Origin of the sequence: Pseudomonas duriflava, from assembly GCF_007830155.1 — a bacterium.
Classification (GTDB): Bacteria; Pseudomonadota; Gammaproteobacteria; order Pseudomonadales; family Pseudomonadaceae; genus Chryseomonas; species Chryseomonas duriflava.
This window is the reverse complement of the sequence record NZ_VLKY01000004.1, coordinates 170,033-191,227: the sequence shown is the minus strand read 5'-3', so window position 1 is coordinate 191,227 and position 21,195 is coordinate 170,033. Positions and strand designations below refer to the sequence as shown.

Sequence of the window (21,195 nt, the reverse complement as noted above, 5' to 3'; positions counted from 1 at the left end):
AACGATTACCGCCGGAGGAAGCCGTCAATGCCCGTTTGCCTGCCGCCTGCCTTAAAATTCCCCCTCGTCTAAAACATACGTTTAAACTGCGAGCCTTTGACCGCTGGAGAAACAGGACGTGTTGAACGAGCTAGGAATCAAGGGCCGCATCCTCTTGCTCGGTCTGCTGCCCACATGTGCCATGGCTATGGTACTGGGTGGGTATTTCACATGGATTCAGCTGTCGGACATGCGTACGGCGCTCGAAGAGCGTGGTCAGCTGATCGCCGAGCAACTTGGTCCGCTCATTGCACCGGCCTTGCGCCAGGACAACCGGGTCGTGCTCCGACGTATCGCGCAGGATGTTCTGGATCAGCCGGATGTCCGTGCCATCAGTTTTCTCAGTGTTGACCAGAAAGTCCTGACCCATGCCGGCCCAAGCATGTCGATCCCCATGAGCAGCGAAGATGGCGAAACCGCCAGCCTACGCAGCGGCCTGGATGTCACACACTTTCATCTCCCCGTCCAGGCCCGTCATCTCAAGCTGATCACTGGCGAAGTCAACAACATGTCCGGCACGCATTTGCTGGGCTGGATTGATCTGGAGCTCTCCCACCATGCCACCTTGCTGCGTGGCTATCGCAACCTAATGCTGGGCCTGCTGCTAATCATGTTTGGCCTGTGCCTGACTGCTGTGGTAGCTGTCCGGATCGGTCGCAGTATCAACCGACCGTTACGGATCATTGGCGAAGGCGTTGCGCACCTGAAGGATGGACAACTGGCCACCCGACTGCCACAAGATCTGGGCAGTTATGAGCTTGACACCCTGGCCAATGGTATCAACCGCATGGCAGAAGCCATGCAGACGGCTCAGGAAGAAATGCAGAACAACATCGACCAGGCAACGGACGATGTGCGACAGAATCTGGAAACCATTGAGATTCAAAACATTGAGCTGGACCTGGCACGTAAAGAGGCACTGGAAGCCAGCCGGATCAAGTCTGAATTTCTGGCAAACATGAGCCATGAAATTCGTACGCCGCTCAATGGCATCCTAGGTTTCACCAACCTCTTGCAAAAAAGCGAACTGACGCCGCGCCAGCAGGATTACCTCAGTACGATCCAGAATTCGGCAGAAAGCCTGCTCGGCATCATCAACGAGATTCTTGACTTCTCCAAGATCGAAGCGGGCAAGTTGGTCCTAGAGAACATTCCCTTCAATCTAAGGGACATGATTCAAGACACCATGACCATTCTGGCGCCATCCGCCCATGAAAAGCAGCTGGAGCTGGTCTGCCTCATCTACCGTGACACTCCGGTGCATCTGGTAGGCGACCCGCAGCGGCTGCGCCAGGTCTTGACCAACCTGATCAGCAATGCGATCAAGTTTACCCATGAGGGGACCATTGCGGTCCGTGCCATGGTCGAGGACGAGGATGAGGACCATGCACAACTAAGGATCAGCGTACAGGACTCCGGCATTGGATTATCCGAACAGGACCGCGACTCGCTGTTCCAGGCCTTTACCCAAGCTGATAATTCACTGTCCCGCCAGGCTGGCGGGACAGGTTTAGGATTGGTTATTTCCAAGCGACTCATCGAACAAATGGGCGGTGAAATCGGGCTGGACAGCGAGCCTGGCGAGGGCTCCGAATTCTGGATCACCATCAGTCTGCCTAAATCACGCAACCCTATCGAAACGCATCGCCGACTGGCAGTAGCGGGTCGGCGTGTGGGTCTCGTCGAGCCGCACGAGTTGACCCGGCAGTCCCTACGTCACCAATTGGAAGATTGCGGACTGGAAGTAGTCGAGTTCGATACCCTCGAAAAACTGACCCTGGCGGTTGCAAACCAACCCTCGAGCGAGCCTGTGATCGGCCTTGCCGTCATGGGAGTTGCCTCCAACATGTTGCCTCCCGATCTCTTGACGGAGCGGATCTGGGAGCTGGAACGTCTCGGCTGTAATTCTCTGGTGTTCTGCCCAACAACCGACCAGACCACCTTCCATGCTGTACTTCCAGATGTGCATTGCCAGTTACAGGCCAAGCCGGTCTGCAGCCGCAAGCTTGAGCGCGCCGTAGCGGAGCTTTTGAACCAGCGACCTACGCGTGTAGACAATACGCATACCAAGATGAACGACCGAGCCCCACGCCTGCTATGTGTGGACGATAACCCGGCCAACCTACTGCTGGTTCAGACCCTGCTGACTGACTTGGGCGCTGAGGTCACCAGTGTGGATAGTGGCTATGCGGCCGTTGAAGCCGTACAGCATGAGCGTTTTGACTTGGTGTTCATGGACGTTCAAATGCCCGGCATGAACGGCCGCCAGGCTACGGAAGCGATTCGAGCCTGGGAGGTTGAGCAGGAGGCGCCCTCCGTGCCCATTGTCGCCTTGACCGCTCATGCCATGTCCAATGAAAAGCGCGCCCTCTTGCAGGCCGGAATGGACGACTACCTGACCAAACCCATCAGTGATCGTCAGTTGGCCCAAGTCGTCCTCAAATGGACCGGCTTGCGCCTGCATCAGAGCGATGTACACGATCTCGTGCCGCTTAATGGCAGTACAGATATCGTCAATCTCCCCATTCTGGATGAGGAAGAAGGCTTGCGGCTCGCCGCTGGCAAGGCAGACCTGGCCAGTGACTTACTGTCCATGCTATTGGCCTCACTGGCAGCAGACCGTCAGGCGATTCGGCAAGCACGCGAAAACGGCGACAGGATAGGCCTGATCGAGCGTATCCACCGGCTACACGGCGCCACCCGTTATTGTGGCGTCCCGCAGTTGCGTGCTGCCTGCCATCATAGCGAAACCCTCCTCAAGCAAGGTGCTCCGACTTCTTCGCCAGCCCTGGATGAGCTGGATGCTGCCATCGAGCAGCTGTCCAGCATGGCAAAAACATACGCTTAAGCACTATTGACCCTGCTCAATATCCGCCAGGAAGGCCCTGTTTACACTCTATGAGTCAGATGACAGGAGCTTTCCATGCGGACCCTTCTTTTTAGCAGTCAGATCTACGACCGAAACAGCTTTGAAGCGACTAACAGATCGCGCGGCCTCAGGATGACCTATCAACCAGCCCAGTTAAGCCTGGATACGGTTTCCCTGGTTGAAGGTTTCGACGTAGTGTGCGCGTTTGTCAATGACGTGCTGTCCTCCAAAGTCCTGACACGCCTTGCCTCGGGCGCACCCGGCTTATCGCGTTACGCTCGGCCGGTTATAACCATGCCGATTTGCTGGCCGCTAAAGCCCTTGGACTAACTGTGGTTCGCGTTCTAGCTTATTCGCCTCATGCAGTCGCGGAACATGCCGTTGCCCTGATCCTCACACTCAATCGCCGCCTCCCTCGCGCCAGCAATCGGACGCGAGACGGTGACTTTTCTTTGCATGGGCTGACGGGCTTCGACCTGAATGGAAAAACAGTAGGCGTCATCGGCACGGGTCAAATCGGCCAGGTCTTTGCCCGAATTATGCGGGGATTTAGCTGTACCGTTCTGGCAAGTGATCCGTACCCCAACGAGCAACTGCAAGCTGTTGGAGTGCAATATGTAGCCGTCGAGACGTTACTCGCTAGCGCGGACATTGTTAGCCTGCACTGCCCGCTCACGCCTGAAACTCGTTATATCATTGACCGGAACAGCCTTAGTCACATGAAGCGTGGCGCCATGTTGATCAACACGAGCCGTGGCGGACTTGTTGCTACGGCTGACCTGATCGACTCTCTGAAAAACGGTAGCTTGGGCTACCTGGGTCTGGATGTTTATGAAGAAGAGGCGGCTTTGTTCTTTGCCGATCGCTCCGACGAGCCTCTACAGGATGATATACTCGCCAGACTCTTGAGCTTCCCCAACGTCATTGTGACTGCTCATCAAGCGTTCCTGACTCAGGAAGCCTTGACGGCCATTGCTCAGACCACTCTGGATAACATCCTAGCCTGGCAACAGGGCCAGCCTGTTAATTGTGTCTTATAGAAGCAACTTGATAGACGATGCTCTGCAGGAAGGGCAGACACGAGGCCGTGGCAAACTGCGCCAGCTGAATCCCTGACGAACGCTACCTCGTAAGTGACAGCTAGTCGAATAATGTCAACTGCCGGTCGCCTTCACGTAAATCGATCAGACGTACCCCCACACCCAGCAAACGCACCGGTTTGGCACCGCGCATAAAGGCCTGGGTTAGCAAACGTCGATAACTGTCGATATCTCGTCCAGCACCGGCCTGTTCGAGAGTTGTCTGGGTAAAGTCATGAAACTTCACTTTGACAAAAGGTTTTTCCGGCCGGTAGCTAGCATCGAGCCGCCCTAGCCGCTCGGTCAACTCTTCGAGCAGCGCTGGCAGTTGAGCGGTGCAGGACGCCAGATCCGGCAAGTCATGATCAAAGGTATTTTCGACACTTAAGGATTGCCTACGGCTATCAACCTCCACTGGACGCTCATCAACGCCTTGGGCCAGCTTCCATAAGCGCTCCCCAAAACTACCAAACTCCTTGATCAGAGCCAGCCGTCCCCACTCCAACAAATGCACGCAGCGTTCGATACCCAGACGTGCCAGTTTGTCCGCTGTGACCTTGCCCACTCCATGCAGGCGCGCAACCGGCAGCGTGGCTACAAAACCTTCTACTTCCGGCGGGGTAATTACGAACAATCCATTGGGCTTGCGCCAATCGCTGGCAATCTTGGCTAGAAACTTGTTTGGCGCGACGCCCGCCGAGACTGTAATTTCTAGCTCTTCCCAGACCCGCCGACGGATCTCTTGGGCAATCCGCGTGGCGCTGCCAGCAAAATGTGAGCTATCTGATACGTCAAGATAAGCCTCATCCAACGAAAGCGGCTCGATCAAATCAGTAAAATCGCGAAAAATCGTGTGAATTTGACGCGATACGGCCTTGTATACATCAAAGCGAGGACGGACAAAAACAATATCCGGACATAGTCGCTGGGCCTGGTGCGAGGCCATGGCCGAGCGCACCCCATAAGCCCGCGCCTCGTAATTGCATGTAGCGACCACACCTCGCCGGTCAGGCGTACCGCCCACGGCCAAGGGCCGTCCAGCCAACCGAGGGTCGTCACGCATCTCGACAGCGGCATAAAAGCAGTCGCAATCGATATGGATGATCTTTCTCTGCGTCATGATTTCACATCTGGCAATTACGCTGAACGACAGCCGTTGCGTCCTTATTATGCGCGATCACACTACGTCCACCCAGCGGATACCAGAAACTTTATCGAGGCGATGGAACTCGGAAAAAGGTAACCCATGAATTGTTCAGGAGTTGTTCCATGACTGATCATCCCCATGCGCACGAGAAGGCTCAACAGGCAGACCGAACCGAACAAGTAGACGACGCTCACGTGCAGCGCAAATTGCCTGAAAATGCTGTACAAGACCTGGAAAGTCCGGAGCCTGGGACCCATACGATCGATAAGGTCATTACCCCAGTGTCGAATAAAAAACTTGAAAACCAGACTCAAGAGCTGAATCGGAAACTGGATGAGGTAGAAGCTCAGCGCAACAAAAAATGATCTCGAACCTAAAGGTAAACTGAATCAAACATTGCTAACGCAGACTTCATCTCAAAGACTCCGTCAGAAGCACCTAGCAGGGTACATCTTACTATTCAGAGCAAGCTGATTTCATGCGTTCGTACTACTATTTGCTCCTGACGGAAGCGAGTCTCCAGCGTGGCTCTATAATCGGCCCACCACGAGCGGTCTAGTGTCTTGGCCATTACCTCATAAATGACCAATTCATCCTGAACGGTATCGTCATTATCCTGCCATAGCCCCTTTACAGGCGCGCGACTAAAAGCTGTCAGGCCGCCAAAACGCTCAACCAGCTCTTGACGCACTTCATTAAACAGCGAACCCGGTAAAGCCTGGTGCTTGTTGTCATAAAGCGGCAGGAATAACTGGATCAGGTGCATCTGGACCTCCCATAATTGCTAAGCAACAGCCGTCCTGAATGAGACCGCCAGATCATTTGTTTGATGCTGAAAAAAATAACGCCCCATTTTCGGGGCGTTATTTAAAGTCTGCTCAAGATCAGCTACTAATGGAACATCAAATTCGGAAGCTGGATACCAACTGCTCCAAACGTGACGCCTCCTGTTCAAGGGCCTGGCAGGCATTCATAGTTGAATGCAAGTTCTCTACACCCTGCTGGTTCAGCGTATTGATTTGAGTAATATCCACATTTAGCGACTCGACTACCGCACTCTGTTCCTCAGTAGCCGCAGCCACTGATTGCGTCATACCATCGATCTCGACAATACGATCGGCAACACTACCCAGACGCTGATCGGCTTGATTGGCGATACGAATGCTCTCTTCGCTGAAGCGTTGACTTTCAGTCATGGTAGTTACCGCCTCGCCGGCACCCACCTGCAACTCTTGGATCATACTTTGGATTTCCTGCGCCGAACTCTGCGTTCGGTGGGCCAGGTTACGAACCTCATCAGCAACTACTGCAAACCCGCGTCCGGCCTCACCTGCCCGTGCGGCTTCGATAGCAGCATTCAACGCCAGCAGGTTGGTCTGTTCAGAAATACCCTTAATTACCTCCAGGATATGACCAATATTTGTAGTTTTTTGGTTCAGCTCATCTATGCGACCACACGATGCGCTGATAGTGGAAGACAACCCCTCCATTGCTTTCAACGTCTGGCTTAGTACACGGCGACCTTCTTCGGCCTGCTGACGAGCATTCGACGCTTGTTGAGAGGCATCAGCGGCATTGCGAGCAATTTCCTGGGTGGCGGCTCCCAATTCGTTGATGGCTGCTGCCACACTGCCGGTCCGTCCAGCCTGATTGTCCGAGTTATGCAGCGATGACGTGGAGGCCGCAATAACCTGTCTAGATACATCGTTGAGCTGACGTGTACTAGACGACACCTCACAAATGGAGGCATGAATACGCTCGACGAAACGGTTGAAGTAGCCCGCCAGCGCACCAAACTCGTCACGGCTGGTAATAGTCAGTCGCTGCGTCAAGTCTCCCTCACCCTGGGCGATATCCTGCATGGCGTGGGTCATAGTATGGAGCGGCTTCATCAGAACTCGAATCAAGACACCCAATAGCAAGATGATCAACACAACACCGATTACCATCGCGATCAGTGCGGAAATACGAAACTCCTTCAAGGGTGCATACGCTTTGCTCTTGTCGATCATCAGCCCCAAACGCCAATCAACCGAAGGCAATCCCGCGACGGGCCTGAAGCTTACTAGATGAGCCATACCACCTAACTCGACCTCATCAAGCTCAGTATCCAGAGTCGGCGCTCCGCGAGGAAACAGTTCCGCTAATGTTTTTCCTACTTCTTCCTTATTAGGGCTGACCAGTACCTTGCCTTCGCTGTTGACCAGTATGGCATGTCCCATACCGCCCAGATTTAGTGAATTGACGATGGACACCATCTTATCCAGGCTTAGGTCGCTACCAACTACCCCGACCACCTCTCCTTCTTTCATTACGGGCGTTGCCATACTCATGATCAGGCCGCCACTGGCAGCATCCACATAAGGCTCGGTCAGAACCGAGCCTCCCTTGGCTTGGGCGTTTTGGTACCAGGGCCGGGTGCGGGGATCGAAGTCATCGGGCATCTTGACCTGGGGCCTTACTGTAAAGGTGCCGTCAGCCTCGCCCAGGTAGGTCAGGTCAAAACTGGAGGTATAGGCTTTTTGTTCAAGCACTGCTGTAAAGGCTTCAGGTGACAGATCGCGCTGAACTCCCTGCGCTTCGCTTTCGAGCAACGTGATTCGGCTTCCCAACCAGTTAGAAATATTACTCGCTGCACTCTCGCCTAACTCATTCAAGCGAGACTCCACATCGCGCTCGATAGCGTTGCGTTGCAAATAATCGTTGTAGAGCATAAATAAAGAAAACGCAGAGATCAGCACAACGCTGGCCATAGCCAAGATCTTGTGACTGAAGGTCAGGTTTTTAAGCATAAGAAAAGCCTTGAGAGGATAGGAGCGCAAGGAACACTGAATGTATCAAGCAAGCTTTACCCTATCGGCAATCGTAGCTATTAGTTGAATACGACACGAAAAAGCAGCAAAACTGGAGCAGTAGAAGAAAATGGCCCTGGCGGCCGACAGCGACGTAAAACCGCCAGGGAGGTGCAGAGCGCTCAACACCTGTACTAATGACCCATATAAATAAGAAAAAAGTCCTTTAGATCTAACCGCTTATCTTTTTTGTAAAAACCAGCTTTACCTAAACCAACATAGCGATGCCCTCCTCTGCTAAAGCTAGCAGCTTCAGGCAGTGACTCCGTTTAATAGGAACCCCTCAATTATTGAGAGGCTGCTTGCGATCCAACTCCATATCGTTGTCGATCTGCTGCCGCTCACGGGCTAATGGATCACTGCGGGTCGCGCCTTGAGTAACACGCCCTTCGGGCAATTCGATACCGCGCTGGCGCTGCTCGTTCTGCTGCGCATCGGGCGCGATTATCTCAACCCGACGGGGATCATGATCCGTATCTTGAGGCGTACGCCCCGTCTCGTCCGCTTGCGCATACGCTCCAACCGGATACCCACCCACTATCAGTACGGCTGCCGCCTTAAGCAAAACATTCATATGGGTTCGCTCCTTAAAAGACTCCTTTAATAAGGCAGCACGCCGCACGAAAAGCTGCATGCCGCCAGTCGTAGCGTTGGCAAAAATGACTAAATGCCTGTCACGCTTGAATTTTCTCTTGACGCCCTCTTACAGATCCCTATAATGGGCAGCGCGGGGTGGAGCAGTCTGGTAGCTCGTCGGGCTCATAACCCGAAGGTCGTTGGTTCAAATCCAGCCCCCGCAACCAAATTCAAAAAGCCACTCACATGAGTGGCTTTTTTTTGCACAATATTTATTAGCTAAACAACTTCTTGACAAGCATAAAGAAGTCTCTATAATTGGCCGTCTTCTGAAGCGGGATGGAGCAGTCTGGTAGCTCGTCGGGCTCATAACCCGAAGGTCGTTGGTTCAAATCCAGCTCCCGCAACCAATTTAAAAGCCACTCACATGAGTGGCTTTTTTTTGCCCTCAATTTTGTTTCAACTGGCCATTTTCTATGGCCAGACCTCAACAGCAACGAAAAATGTATCAATTTTTTTTCAGAGAGGGACTTGGAAAAACTCCACATCTGATTAATCTGACGCGCAGTTTCCCTGAGGCGCGTCCATGAGCACCAATGACTCAGTGTCACCTTCGCCACCTGCATTATCTTCTGACGCTATCACTACCGCCCCACCAGCTTTACCCTGGCGTTTTCTCGAGCGTATAACCGCCTATAAGGAGCCGCTAGAGCTAGGATTAACTCTAGTCCTGTTTGGTATAGCCTTGTTGGTATGCTGGCACTTGGTCAGCGAAATTGATCTGCCCTCACTGCACAGTGCCCTTCTAGGTATTCCGGCTTACTCGATTGCAGGCGCTCTAGCCGCTACTGTTTTAGGCTTCATTATCCTGTTGGGGTATGAATGGTCAGCCCAGCGTTTCGCCGGCGTAAAGATTCCTACACGAATTCTCATGCTAGGGGGGTTTTACAGCCTTTGCGATTGGTAATGCAGTAGGTCTTTCTATGCTTTCCGGCGGCTCCGTACGGTATCGACTCTATGCCCGCCAGGGTTTGAGCGCGCTGGAAGTTGCTCGAATGACCTTTTTTTCCAGCCTAGCCCTGGGAGCAGCCTTACCGCCTTTAGCTGCCCTGGCAGCCCTGAGTGACTTACCCTCAGCGTCTACTGCCTTACGCTTGCCTGTCGCTCTAGTGGCCGAAATCGCCTTAGCGATTCTGCTCGTTTACGCCGTTGTGCTCATGGTCTTAAGGCGGCGCCTCCTGCCCGAGCAGCCTTCGCCGGATAGTCGCCTTTTCCGCCTGGGGCGACGTACCTTGCGCCTGCCCAGTCTTAAATTGTCGCTTTTACAAGTGGTAATCACCGCACTGGACGTATTGGCCGCCGCAGCAGTGCTCTACCTGCTCCTACCGGAAACACTTCCTGTGGGCGCTTTCCTGCTGGTCTATCTGTTAGCCCTGGCAGCTGGCGTACTTAGCCATGTCCCGGGTGGAGTAGGCGTGTTCGAAGCCGTACTACTGGCGGCTTTTTCAAATCAGATCGGCACGGCTCCCTTAGCTGCCGCCCTGCTGCTGTACCGGTTGATTTACGTACTCCTGCCCTTTGTCATCGCTTGCCTGATATTACTCTTTACCGAGGGAAAACGTTTTTTGCCGGGTAGCTCGGCTGTTCGCATTGCGTCCGGGCTGGCTGCGCCTATCCTAGCCGTTCTGGTATTTTTCTCTGGTGTTGCTCTCTTGTTCTCTGGCGTCACGCCCGAGATCGACATACGCCTTCAAGGTATCGGCTTTTTACTGCCACAACGCCTGATTGAAGCCTCACACTTGGGTGCCAGCCTGATCGGTGTAGTGTGCCTGCTTTTGGCCCAAGGCTTGCGCCGCCGGCTCTCTGCTGCCTGGGTACTAACCCTTGTCCTGCTATTAGTCGGATCGCTGCTTTCTTTATTCAAAGGATTCGACTGGGAAGAAGCGTCGCTTTTAGCAATTACAGCTGCCCTGCTGGCAACCTTTCGTCGTTCGTTCTATCGCCGCAGTCGGCTTTTGGAAGTTCCCTTCTCTCCCTTATATGTCATGGCGAGCCTGTGTGTAGTGGCAGCGTCCATTTGGTTACTGCTGTTTGTATACCAAGATGCCTCCTACGATAATCAGCTGTGGTGGCAATTTACCCTGGAACCTGGCGCCCCCCGAGGTGCACGAGCGGCAATGGGTAGTGTGGTACTTTTGTTAGCCCTGTCGCTCGGTTGGCTACTTAGAGCCGCTCCTCCTGCTACGGAGCTACCAACCCAGGAAAATCTGCAGAGAGCTCTGCACGCTGTCCAAACGTCAAACCAGCCGGACGGCAGTCTGGTCATGACAGGCGATAAAGCCCTCCTGTTTCATGAAACAGAATCCGCTTTTGTCATGTATGGGCGTCGTGGACGCAGCCTGATTGCCCTGTTTGACCCCATCGGCTCGGCACAGGCGCGTGCCGAACTCATTTGGAAATTTCGTGACCTGTGTGACATGCACCATGCCCGCCCGGTGTTCTATCAGGTGCGTGCAGAAAACTTACCCTTTTATATGGACATTGGCCTGACTGCTTTGAAGCTAGGCGAGGAAGCCCGGGTAAACCTGAGAAGCTTCGATCTTGATAGCAAGGGGAAAAAAGATCTGCGCTATACCTGGAACCGTGGTCAGCGTGACGGGTTAGCCCTTGAGTTTCACGAAGTCGGACAAGCCCCATTCAGCGAGCTTAAGCTCATTTCGGACAGTTGGCTTGAAAGCAAGCATGTTCGGGAAAAAGGCTTTTCTTTAGGACGGTTCGATCCTGATTACCTGTCTTACTTCCGGATTGCCGTAGTACGCGTTCAGGGTAAGGCCGTGGCGTTCGCCAATCTGCTGGAAACTCATACAGGCGAGCTGGCTAGCATTGATCTTATGCGCGTATCAGCCGATGCGCCCAAACTGACCATGGAGTTTTTAATGCTAGGCCTGATCCTACATTTCAAGGAGCGTGGCCTTGAGCGTTTCAGACTGGGCATGGTGCCTCTTGCCGGTCTACAGCCCCGACGCGGGGCTCCGCTCACCCAGCGCCTTGGCGCCATGGTGTTCCGCCGCGGAGAGCAGTTCTATAACTTTCAAGGTCTCAGACGGTTTAAGAATAAATTCGATCCAGAATGGGAGCCCCGCTATCTGGCCGTACCTGCTGGACTTGACCCCCTTGTCGCCCTGGCCGATACCGCTGCCTTGATCGCGGGTGGCTTTACTGGATTGGTAAAACGTTGATGACTAAACGCAATCGCTGGTTGTTCCTAGTTTTAATTATGGCTTCGCTAGTGGTAGGCACAGTCTGGTGGTGGCTTCATCGCTGGCCCAGTTCGCCAATTGTGCAAAGCTATATGCAAGCCGACCAGCGCCTCATCACCCTCGCCCGCCCCGCTGGCGAGCCACAGGCTCGCGTCGTGATCGCTACACCGCCTGATCAGCAACTATCCGATGCAGATCTACTGGCCTTGGCTACTAGCACCAAGGCTGCCCTGGTGCAGTATGAAGTACCGGCCAGTGATGACTGCAATTTACAGCGCGCTAATTTGGAGGAAGCGTCTAGTTACCTGGATAGCCGCCCTACTTGGGTAGCAGGGATCAACGAGGGTGGGCTCGTGGCCTGGCGTTGGCTGGCCGAGCAGAACGTTGACGATGTCAATGCCTTGTCCGTTGGCAGCAAGATTGATGAACAGCGTGACTGTACTCAACCGCTTCCGCAAAAGTCCGACCACGGCCATTGGCATCTCGCCTGGAACGACAATCCTGGCGATGAGACGGCCCGCTTCGTACGCAGCCTGGCCAATGCCGATACTACAATCAGTAATTACGGAACGCCTCTGGTTACGCTGTTACGTGATCAACTGCAACGCCAGCTCCTGGGCCAGGGCGGTGATGTACCTACGATCGAAATACCGGCTGAAAAACCTGCCGCCCACAAAGACACGGTTACCATTTTCTACTCGGGGGATGGTGGCTGGCGCGATCTTGATCGGGACTCTGCACAGACCATGGCGGAAAACGGTTGGCCTGTGGTGGGTGTCGATACGCTGCGCTATTTCTGGGAGCACAAAAGTCCCGAGCGGGTCGCGACGGATCTGTCGCGTCTGATGAAAACCTATCGCGAGCGTTGGGGGGCCAAGCACTTTGTGCTGGCTGGCTATTCATTTGGCGCAGACATCTTGCCCGCTGTCTACAATCGTCTGCCTGAGGCAGATCAGCAGCAGGTTTCAACCCTGTTGCTGCTGGCGTTCGCCCGTAGCGGTAACTTCGAAATCCAAGTAGAAGGTTGGCTTGGTAAGACGGGAGACGAAATGCAGACCGGGCCGGAAGTGAATATGATCCCGGCCGAGAAAATTTATTGTATTTATGGCTCGGAAGAAGTGGACGAAAGCGGCTGCACCCAGTCGAGGGCCCGTTTCGAAACATTGCAAATTACAGGCGGCCATCATTTCGACAAGGATTATGACCAACTGGCCCGTCATATGATGAAGGCAATCGAGGAACGCATAAGGCCTTGAATATTGCATGCCGCTACACTGCCGCGGCGGCATGCAGGACGAACGGCAAGAAACACATAAGCCGTTTACGGTCTATAAGGCACTCCCACTTTGCTCAGGAAGAATACCATGAGCACACCCCTTTCATTGGATGCGGCTGAAAAGCTGGTTGTGAGGGCGTTTGTACCACTAGGCTGCGTAACCTCAGCTAACCCCGACGGGAAAAGCTTTGGCTTCAGCGTGTTGAATGCACAGGGCGAACAGGTGTTTGCTCTGGCGGAAGTCACCAGCGCCCAGTATGGCAATCCAATGGCGCTCAAATGTCTCATTGAAGAGGCGCGCCAGGAGGTCATTCAGAAGGGCGAAACCCTTAATGCCTGGGAAATGCCTTTTATCACCGATCCCGACGCGCTACCGCCGCCAGCCGTGAACTGAGCGACCGCTTTTATACAGCGGTCGCTTCTCCTCATATTTCGATCTGGGTACCCAGCTCGATCACTCGGTTCACCGGGAGATTGAAGAACCGCAGGCTACCGCTGGCATTCTTCATCAAGAAGGCAAACAGATTTTCACGCCAACGGGCCATACCCAGCCGATTGTTCGAGGCGATAACTGTTTCGCGACTGAGGAAGTACGTGGTACGCATCGGCGTGAAGTCAAGATCTTCCAAGTGGCAGAGCGCCAGCGCCGCAGGCACGTCTGGTTCATCCATAAAGCCATAGTGCAGAATGACCCGGTAGAAGCCATCACCGTAGTTATCGACCTCTAGACGCCGACTCACCGGCACCCGTGGCGTATCTTCATACACCACCGTGAGCAGCACTACCTGTTCATGCAAGACCTGGTTGTGCAACATGTTATGCAAGAGCGCATGCGGTACGGCCTCAGGGCGGGCTGTCAGAAATACAGCCGTACCCTTGGCTCGAAATGGTGGATTGGAACGGATGCTGCCAATAAAGATGGGTAACGGCAAAGCACCTTCGTCCAGCCGGTTCGCCAGGATCTGGCGCCCACGCTTCCAGGTGGTCATCAGGATGAACAGTACAATCCCGGCGATGACCGGAAATGCGCCGCCTGCCACGATCTTCGGAACATTAGCTGCAAAGTACAGAGAGTCGACAATAAAGAAGCCGATGAGCATAGGAATCGCAAACCACCGAGGCCATTTCCATAGCAGCAAAATGACCGAGGAGACCAGACACGTTGTGATCAACATGGTACCGGTTACGGCGATGCCATAAGCCTCGGCCAGGTTGCCGGACGACTCGAAGCCCAGAATCAGTAGAATGACACCTGTCAGTAACGCCCAATTCATGGCAGGAATATAAATCTGTCCCTGCTCATGGCTGGAAGTATGAAGAATCTGCATACGCGGTACGTACCCCAACTGGATAGCCTGACGCGTAATCGAAAACGCACCAGAGATAACAGCCTGCGAGGCGATAACCGTAGCGAACGTGGCCAGAATCACCATCGGGATCAAGGCCCACTCCGGTGCCAGCAGATAAAACGGGTTGCGAACCGAACTGGGATCAATCAGGACTAGAGCGCCCTGACCGTAATAATTAAGTACCAAGCCAGGCAGTACCAGGAACAGCCAAGCCCGCGCGACGGGTTTGCGCCCAAAATGCCCCATATCGGCATACAAAGCCTCTGCGCCGGTAAGAGCCAGTACCACGGCGCCTAGAATGGCAATACCGAGCCCTGGATGCACGGCGAAGAAATTAAACGCCCACCAGGGATTTAGCGCCTTGAGCACCTCGGGTGCCTGCAGGATGCCATAGATACCCAATGCACCTAGCGTAGTAAACCATACCACCATGATCGGCCCAAATAGCTTGCCGATACGTGCGGTCCCGCCACGTTGAAGTAGAAACAAGCCCACCAGGATGATGATGGCCGCAGGTACTATGACATGATCCAGCCCGCTGAACGCCACTTCCAAGCCTTCCACGGCCGACAGAACAGAGATGGCCGGTGTGATCATACTCTCACCATAGAACAGCGAGGCGCCGAACAGACCCAGCAGTACAAGTACGAACTGCAATCGTGGGAACGGTGCCGACGCCCGTCGCGCCAGCGCCGTCAGAGCCATGATTCCGCCTTCACCTTGGTTATCGGCCCGCAGGACAAAGAAGACGTATTTGATCGTTACTACCCAAATCAATGACCAGAAGATCAGTGACAGGATGCCGAGTACGCTGTCATGGCTGGGAGCCAGACCATACGTAGGCGCAAAGACTTCCTTTAGGGTATAGAGAGGACTGGTACCGATATCACCGTATACGATACCGGCGGCAGCGATTGCCATCCCAAGGGGCGAAGCGCTTTTTTCACCATGGTGCTGGGCAGCAGCTTGACTCATTCAAGACTCCGGGCTCATCGAAACGGGCGCATCCTGCTCCGATGTGGCGGCAGGATCAAGTGCGAGCGACCATAAAAGCCCATGCACTATGGCAGGTTTTTGGCATTTCAGCCCTGTACCTGCCCTAAATAGAGCGGTTTTTCCTTTATCAAACTTATTCGAAATAAGCGGCGATGCGGCGGCGCATGGGCTCGTCAGGCAGCACGCCACTGCCAGCCGCCGCGTTTTCTGCCATATGCTCAGGCTTTGAAGTCGCTGGAATAACACACGTAACGGAGGGATGAGAAATAATATATTTGATCATCAATTCCGCCCACGACGTGCAGCCGATTTCGGCCGCGAATTCGGGGACCGGCTTGCCTTCTACTACCCGAAACAGTTGACCATCCAGAAAAGGACGATTGATCATAACAGCCACACCCTTGTCTTGACATAACGGCAGAAGACGCTTCTCCGCTGCTGTATCGCGGGTGTTCAGGTTGATCTGCACAAAATCCATAGGCTCCTTTTCTACCAGCTTGATCATCTCGTCCTGGGCCCGTTCCGAGTGATGAGTAATGCCTATGTAGCGCACTTGGCCCTGCTGCTTCATTTCTCGCAAAAACGGCATTACCGTGTTGAAGTTGATCATACTGTGCACTTGGAGCAGGTCGATTTTGGCACCCTGCAGATCCTTCATTTCCGCCTCGATGTCAGCGATGCTGGTTTCCTGTCCTTCGACCTTGGTCGCCAGAAATGCCTGATCCGCCCGTCCCTGTTGCGCCAGAAGGGTGCCAACTACACCTTGCGACTTCACGTAGCTGGGCGCGGTATCAATAACCGTACCGCCCGCACCAAACAATCGATCCAGTACCTGTGCCAGCGGCTTGAGCGCTTCAGGCGTACTGTCAACATTAAACACATCGGCCGTGCCCAGACCGATGATAGGAATCTGCTCGCCTGTAGTCGGAATCTGGCGCTTGAGCATCATCGTATCGGCCAAGCTGAGGCGCGGCAGCCATGTACTCAGCATCAGAGCGGAAGATGCGCCAAGGGAGTACTGCAATGAAGCGACGACGTGTTGTCATGATGATCTCCAATTCCACGCCAAGCGGCTTCTAAACGGAGCATCATTCCCCTGCGTGAGTTCCGTGCAGACAGCAGAGCGGTTACAAAGCCGGTATAGGGTTACTATCTGATCTACATTGAAACGGAACAGACGCGCATACGTAGAAACAAACCTATCCTTTAGTGATAGCGCTTCCACCTAGAGTTTGCTTCTGGACAGGCAATGTGAGAAGCAGAACGAGACACTATCCAAGCCTCTTAATGTTGTGTCACAACAAAATCCGCTAACCTGGAAAAATAGCGCTCCTCTGGCAGGCACCCAAGTAAATCGCTAAAAACGTCATAGAGAAGTGCTTTACTGACAGAAATCAGACCAACTACCCCTGAAGTAGGCATAAAAGCCAGTCGTGCCTCTTCTCAGGTAGGGCCCCCGCAGATAAAATCGCGCGTTTTTTGATCAGCTGCGCGTTCTGCGCACCTTCTGAGGTTAGCCATGTCCACCCCCGCCACGCCTAAAGTCGGCTTCGTCAGCCTCGGCTGCCCTAAAGCCCTGGTCGACTCCGAACGCATCCTGACCCAGCTTCGCATGGAAGGTTACGAGGTTGTCCCTACGTACGAGGATGCTGACGTGGTAGTGGTCAATACCTGCGGCTTCATCGATAGCGCCAAGGCCGAGTCCCTGGAAGTAATTGGCGAGGCCTTGGCTGAAAACGGCCGAGTCATCGTAACCGGCTGCATGGGCGTTGAAGAGTCAGCGATTCGTGACGTGCATCCAAGTGTATTGGCTGTTACCGGCCCGCAGCAGTACGAGCAGGTCGTGACGGCTGTCCATGAAGTGGTTCCGCCCAGACGCGATCACAACCCGCTGATCGATTTGGTTCCGCCGCAAGGTATCAAGCTGACCCCGCGTCACTATGCCTATCTCAAGATTTCCGAAGGCTGTAATCATCGCTGCAGCTTCTGCATTATCCCGTCCATGCGTGGCGATCTGGTCAGCCGCCCGATCGGTGACGTGCTCGACGAGGCACAGCGCCTGGTTAAGGCCGGCGTGAAAGAACTGCTGGTCATCTCGCAGGACACCAGCGCCTATGGCGTAGACCTCAAATACCGTACCGGTTTCTGGAACGGCCAACCGGTCAAGACCCGGATGCTGGAGTTATGCGAGGCCTTGAGTAGCATGGGTGTCTGGGTGCGTATGCATTACGTCTACCCCTACCCGAACGTGGACGACATCATTCCGCTGATGGCTGAAGGGAAGATCCTCCCGTATCTGGATATTCCTTTCCAGCATGCCAGTCCCAAGGTACTCAAAGCCATGAAGCGTCCGGCCTTCGAAGACCGAACCCTGGCGCGTATCAAGAAGTGGCGTGAGATCTGCCCTGAACTCACCATCCGCTCTACCTTTATCGTTGGCTTCCCCGGCGAGACGGAAGAAGACTTCCAATACTTGCTGAACTGGCTGACCGAAGCTCAGCTGGATCGCGTTGGCTGCTTCCAATACTCCCCTGTAGAGGGCGCGCCAGCCAACGAGCTGGAAGGTGCTGTTCCAGATGATGTAAAGCAGGATCGTTGGGAGCGCTTCATGGCGCATCAGCAGGCCATCTCCGCGGCTCGCCTGCAATTGAAGGTTGGCCAGGAAATCGAAGTACTGATTGATGAGGTCGATGAACAAGGCGCTATTGGCCGCTCCTATGCCGATGCACCGGAGATCGACGGCAACGTGTACGTCAACAGAGAGCACGATTTGAAGCCCGGCGATAAGGTCTGGGTTCGTGTGACCGATGCGGACGAGTACGATCTATGGGCCGAGACGCTATAAGCCGGTCTTGATCCACGAAGAGCCCTGCGATTGCAGGGCTTTTTTATGGAAACAAACGGTGCCGTGCGCTGCGCCTATCGCTTCTTGCAAACAATCCTCACATCTAGGCACTATTTATCCTGAGCTAGCGTCTATGCACTCCCGGGACATGATCATGCCCCGCCTGACTACACGCCTCGCCCAATATTGACTGCCCGGCTGGCTGTTCTAACTCGCGAATGATCCCGCAGGCATCGCTAGGCATCCTCCCCGAGCAGTGCTGACGCAACTCGGTCAGTTGCCTACGCAGGTCGGTCAGCTCTCGAATCCTCACCTCTACATGGTGAATATGATCATCGATCAGCTCATTAACCCGACAACAATCCGGCTCAGGCTGGTCCCGCAACTGTAATAAGGAGCGAATCTCGCCCTGTGTCATGTCCAGTGAGCGACAGTGCCGGATAAAGGTCAGCCGCTCCAGATGCGCGTCGCTATAGTGTCGATAATTGCCCGCCGTGCGAACGGCGGCAGGCAATAGCCCTTCGCGCTCGTAATACCGAATCGTTTCGACGGAGCATCCTGTGCGACTGGCTAATTCACCAATTTTCATCACTTACTCCTTGACTCTGTAGTAGCTACAGGGTGTGCAATGAAAACCTTACTGTCAATGGAGGTTGTCATGGTGCATGAGTCATCCTGCTGTGGACCCAAACCGTCTTCCTGCTGTGAGCCTCAGGAGAAAACCTGCTGCGGCAGCCACTCAGGGCCTTCTCTTTCACCTGCTTCCAACAGCCTGCAAGGTATCGCCGAACCTAAGGCTACAAACCGTTCGCATTGGGTAAGCCTACGTATCGAAGCTATGGACTGCCCTACTGAAGAGCGTCTTATCCGTGATGCATTTGCCAAGCTGGACGCCGTCGAAGCGCTTGAGTTCAACCTCATGCAACGCGTTCTACGGGTTCGCCATCGCTACGCCGATGCCGAGCCGTTAAAAGCTCAAATCAGCCGACTGGGCATGCAAGCCGTTGAGACAGGGCAACGCGATAAACAAGCCACCCCAATCCCAGCGAAAAAATCGTGGTGGCCATTGGGTGCAGGTTTGATCGCAGCCCTGGCAGCGGAAGTATGCGAGTGGCTGGGCGGCGTACCTGAAATTGCCGTAGCACTACTGGCTCTGCTGGCCATTGCCATGGCTGGAGTGCCGGCATACCGCAAAGGCTGGATTGCCATCAAGCACTGCACTCTTAATATCAATGCCCTGATGAGCATTGCAGTGACCGGTGCGTTGTTGATTGGTCACTGGCCTGAAGCGGCCATGGTCAGTGTGCTGTTCGCTATAGCTGAAGTGATTGAAGCGCAGTCACTGGATCGCGCCCGGACTGCTATTCAGGGACTGATGGCCCTCGCTCCGGAAAGCGCGACGGTGCGTCACGCGAATGGAACCTGGTCTACGCTACCGGCCAAAGACGTTAAGCTGGATGCTCTCGTCCGGGTAAAGCCCGGGGAGCGGATTGCGCTGGATGGACAGGTAGAAACGGGCCATTCAAGCGTCAATCAGGCACCTATTACGGGAGAGAGCCTACCGGTCGACAAGGTGCCCGGTGATAGATTGTTTGCCGGCACCATTAACGGCGAAGGCAGTCTGGAGTACCGTGTTACTCGCCGCGCAGACGACAGCACCCTGGCCCGCATCATCCATGCCGTAGAACAAGCCCAAGGGGTCCGCGCGCCTACTCAACGATTCGTCGATCGCTTCTCTCGCATCTACACTCCTGCCGTCGTTCTGATCGCTATGGCAATAGCTATCTTTCCGCCCCTGTTTGGTTGGGGTGGATGGCTGGACTGGCTTTATAAAGGGCTGGTATTACTTGTCATTGCCTGCCCATGCGCCCTTGTTATCTCAACACCGGTCACGATTGTCAGCGGACTGTCGGCTGCGGCACGTCGAGGAATTCTAGTAAAAGGTGGAACGTTTCTGGAGCAAGGCCGCTTGCTCCAGTGGATTGCTCTCGACAAGACCGGCACGCTTACGCAAGGTAAACCGCATGTGGTCGAGCGTATTTTGCTAACGGAGCACGACCGTGCCGCATTGGAATGGGCCGCCAGCCTGTCTGCGCGCTCAGATCACCCGATCTCCCAAGCCCTTAGCCATGCCTTATTAAAAGAAGGCATGGCCGTGAAGGAGGTAAAGGAGTTTGCGGCTCGGCCAGGGCAAGGCGTTCAGGGCCGCATCAGTGATCAGGTCTATTTTCTGGGCAATCGTCGCCTGCTGGAGAGCCTGGGGTTGGCTTCCCATAGTCTCTGGCAGCGCATCGAAGAGTTGGAGCAGAAAGGTCAAAGCGTAGTGGCGCTTGCTGATGAACAACAGGTACTCGCGTTGTTTGTCATCGCTGACCAAGTTAGGGAAACCAGCCGTGAAGCCATCGCAGCTCTTCATGCACTAGGCGTGAAAACCATGGTACTCAGTGGCGATAATCCGCACAGCGTTAGCCGTATTGCCGAACAAGTAGGAATTGATGAGGCACATGGGTCGTTATTGCCTGAGGACAAACTTTCAATTCTGCAGCGAAAGCAAAAGAATAGTGCGGTCATCGGCATGGTAGGCGATGGAATCAATGACGCCCCTGCTCTAGCACAGGCCAATATCGGCTTCGCCATGGGCGCTGCTGGTACCGATACGGCTATCGAGACGGCAGATGTAGCACTGATGGACGATGACCTGCGCAAGTTGCCAGACTTCATCCGCCTTTCTCGGAGCACCTATCGGATTCTGATGCAGAACATCGCACTAGCATTGGGCATCAAGGCAATATTCCTGATTCTTACGCTTATGGGTGAAGCTACGCTCTGGATGGCCGTCTTTGCCGACATGGGGACCAGCCTGCTGGTAGTTGCAAACGGCCTGAGGCTGATCCGCCATCGTTAGCC

The 21,195-nt window shown here is 54.3% G+C and carries 13 protein-coding genes, 2 tRNA genes and 2 pseudogenes; 10 read left to right on the top strand and 7 right to left on the bottom strand.

Annotation, left to right across the window (positions count from 1 at the left end; genetic code table 11):
- The first annotated feature begins 118 nt into the window (after nucleotides 1-118).
- Together IQ22_RS07265 and IQ22_RS07260 are read left to right on the top strand one after the other, a co-directional pair.
- The gene (locus IQ22_RS07265) at nucleotides 119-2,887 is read left to right on the top strand and encodes a response regulator (protein WP_145140254.1); all 2,769 of its coding nucleotides are present in this window, start codon (nucleotides 119-121) and stop codon (nucleotides 2,885-2,887) included.
- 75 nt (nucleotides 2,888-2,962) lie between these two features.
- Nucleotides 2,963-3,948 (top strand): annotated as a pseudogene (locus IQ22_RS07260) (2-hydroxyacid dehydrogenase).
- Between the two features lie 100 nt (nucleotides 3,949-4,048).
- On the opposite strand, the gene dinB reads toward IQ22_RS07260, so the two are convergent.
- Nucleotides 4,049-5,107, bottom strand: a complete 1,059-nt coding sequence (gene dinB / locus IQ22_RS07255) for a DNA polymerase IV (RefSeq protein WP_145140251.1) — start codon at nucleotides 5,105-5,107, stop codon at nucleotides 4,049-4,051.
- Between the two features lie 149 nt (nucleotides 5,108-5,256).
- On the opposite strand from dinB, the gene IQ22_RS07250 reads away from it, so the two are divergent.
- The gene (locus IQ22_RS07250; RefSeq protein ID WP_145140248.1) at nucleotides 5,257-5,499 is read left to right on the top strand and encodes a hypothetical protein; all 243 of its coding nucleotides are present in this window, start codon (nucleotides 5,257-5,259) and stop codon (nucleotides 5,497-5,499) included.
- Between the two features lie 95 nt (nucleotides 5,500-5,594).
- On the opposite strand, the gene IQ22_RS07245 is transcribed toward IQ22_RS07250, so the two are convergent.
- The 3 genes from IQ22_RS07245 to IQ22_RS07235 form a co-directional block, all read right to left on the bottom strand.
- Complete coding sequence (locus IQ22_RS07245; RefSeq protein WP_145140245.1) at nucleotides 5,595-5,900, bottom strand: hypothetical protein; 306 nt, start codon at nucleotides 5,898-5,900, stop codon at nucleotides 5,595-5,597.
- A 136-nt stretch (nucleotides 5,901-6,036) separates the two neighbouring features.
- Nucleotides 6,037-7,926: a methyl-accepting chemotaxis protein gene (locus tag IQ22_RS24295; protein ID WP_145140243.1), complete on the bottom strand. Its 1,890-nt coding sequence runs from the start codon at nucleotides 7,924-7,926 to the stop codon at nucleotides 6,037-6,039.
- Between the two features lie 343 nt (nucleotides 7,927-8,269).
- Nucleotides 8,270-8,560, bottom strand: a complete 291-nt coding sequence (locus tag IQ22_RS07235) for a hypothetical protein (RefSeq protein ID WP_145140241.1) — start codon at nucleotides 8,558-8,560, stop codon at nucleotides 8,270-8,272.
- A gap of 152 nt (nucleotides 8,561-8,712) precedes the next feature.
- On the opposite strand from IQ22_RS07235, the gene IQ22_RS07230 reads away from it, so the two are divergent.
- The 5 genes and pseudogenes from IQ22_RS07230 (at nucleotide 8,713) to IQ22_RS07210 (ending at nucleotide 13,492) form a co-directional block, all read left to right on the top strand.
- A tRNA-Met gene (locus IQ22_RS07230) sits at nucleotides 8,713-8,789 on the top strand.
- A 106-nt stretch (nucleotides 8,790-8,895) separates the two neighbouring features.
- Nucleotides 8,896-8,972 (top strand) — tRNA-Met (locus IQ22_RS07225).
- A gap of 176 nt (nucleotides 8,973-9,148) precedes the next feature.
- A pseudogene (gene mprF, locus IQ22_RS07220) lies at nucleotides 9,149-11,801 on the top strand (bifunctional lysylphosphatidylglycerol flippase/synthetase MprF).
- Nucleotides 11,801-13,078, top strand: a complete 1,278-nt coding sequence (locus tag IQ22_RS07215; protein ID WP_145140237.1) for a virulence factor family protein — start codon at nucleotides 11,801-11,803, stop codon at nucleotides 13,076-13,078. The pseudogene mprF and the gene IQ22_RS07215 overlap by 1 nt, the downstream one beginning before the upstream one ends.
- A gap of 108 nt (nucleotides 13,079-13,186) precedes the next feature.
- Nucleotides 13,187-13,492: a hypothetical protein gene (locus IQ22_RS07210; protein WP_145140233.1), complete on the top strand. Its 306-nt coding sequence runs from the start codon at nucleotides 13,187-13,189 to the stop codon at nucleotides 13,490-13,492.
- Nucleotides 13,493-13,523: 31 nt separating this feature from the next.
- On the opposite strand, the gene IQ22_RS07205 is transcribed toward IQ22_RS07210, so the two are convergent.
- Complete coding sequence (locus IQ22_RS07205; RefSeq protein ID WP_208733614.1) at nucleotides 13,524-15,422, bottom strand: potassium transporter Kup; 1,899 nt, start codon at nucleotides 15,420-15,422, stop codon at nucleotides 13,524-13,526.
- Between the two features lie 154 nt (nucleotides 15,423-15,576).
- Nucleotides 15,577-16,434 (bottom strand): aldo/keto reductase, encoded by an 858-nt coding sequence (locus IQ22_RS07200; RefSeq protein ID WP_208733613.1) that lies wholly within the window; start codon nucleotides 16,432-16,434, stop codon nucleotides 15,577-15,579.
- A 528-nt stretch (nucleotides 16,435-16,962) separates the two neighbouring features.
- On the opposite strand from IQ22_RS07200, the gene rimO reads away from it, so the two are divergent.
- Nucleotides 16,963-18,288 carry a 30S ribosomal protein S12 methylthiotransferase RimO gene (rimO, locus tag IQ22_RS07195; protein WP_145140230.1) on the top strand — a complete coding sequence of 442 codons (1,326 nt, stop codon included), beginning with the start codon at nucleotides 16,963-16,965 and terminating at the stop codon, nucleotides 18,286-18,288.
- Between the two features lie 124 nt (nucleotides 18,289-18,412).
- Here rimO and cadR read toward each other — a convergent pair whose 3' ends face one another.
- Complete coding sequence (gene cadR / locus IQ22_RS07190) at nucleotides 18,413-18,877, bottom strand: Cd(II)/Pb(II)-responsive transcriptional regulator (protein ID WP_145140227.1); 465 nt, start codon at nucleotides 18,875-18,877, stop codon at nucleotides 18,413-18,415.
- Between the two features lie 39 nt (nucleotides 18,878-18,916).
- Here cadR and IQ22_RS07185 point away from each other — a divergent pair, with 39 nt between their 5' ends.
- Nucleotides 18,917-21,193 carry a heavy metal translocating P-type ATPase gene (locus IQ22_RS07185; RefSeq protein ID WP_244308998.1) on the top strand — a complete coding sequence of 759 codons (2,277 nt, stop codon included), beginning with the start codon at nucleotides 18,917-18,919 and terminating at the stop codon, nucleotides 21,191-21,193.
- Nucleotides 21,194-21,195 lie beyond the last annotated feature (2 nt).

Excerpts from the sequence above, each read along its gene's own strand:
- dinB (WP_145140251.1), bottom strand. The coding sequence starts at position 5,107 with ATGACGCAGAGAAAGATCATCCATATCGATTGCGACTGCTTTTATGCC.
- IQ22_RS07250 (WP_145140248.1), top strand. The coding sequence starts at position 5,257 with ATGACTGATCATCCCCATGCGCACGAGAAGGCTCAACAGGCAGACCGA.
- IQ22_RS07245 (WP_145140245.1), bottom strand. The coding sequence starts at position 5,900 with ATGCACCTGATCCAGTTATTCCTGCCGCTTTATGACAACAAGCACCAG.
- IQ22_RS24295 (WP_145140243.1), bottom strand. The coding sequence starts at position 7,926 with ATGCTTAAAAACCTGACCTTCAGTCACAAGATCTTGGCTATGGCCAGC.
- IQ22_RS07235 (WP_145140241.1), bottom strand. The coding sequence starts at position 8,560 with ATGAATGTTTTGCTTAAGGCGGCAGCCGTACTGATAGTGGGTGGGTAT.
- IQ22_RS07215 (WP_145140237.1), top strand. The coding sequence starts at position 11,801 with ATGACTAAACGCAATCGCTGGTTGTTCCTAGTTTTAATTATGGCTTCG.
- IQ22_RS07210 (WP_145140233.1), top strand. The coding sequence starts at position 13,187 with ATGAGCACACCCCTTTCATTGGATGCGGCTGAAAAGCTGGTTGTGAGG.
- IQ22_RS07205 (WP_208733614.1), bottom strand. The coding sequence starts at position 15,422 with ATGAGTCAAGCTGCTGCCCAGCACCATGGTGAAAAAAGCGCTTCGCCC.
- IQ22_RS07200 (WP_208733613.1), bottom strand. The coding sequence starts at position 16,434 with ATGCTGAGTACATGGCTGCCGCGCCTCAGCTTGGCCGATACGATGATG.
- rimO (WP_145140230.1), top strand. The coding sequence starts at position 16,963 with ATGTCCACCCCCGCCACGCCTAAAGTCGGCTTCGTCAGCCTCGGCTGC.
- cadR (WP_145140227.1), bottom strand. The coding sequence starts at position 18,877 with ATGAAAATTGGTGAATTAGCCAGTCGCACAGGATGCTCCGTCGAAACG.
- IQ22_RS07185 (WP_244308998.1), top strand. The coding sequence starts at position 18,917 with ATGAAAACCTTACTGTCAATGGAGGTTGTCATGGTGCATGAGTCATCC.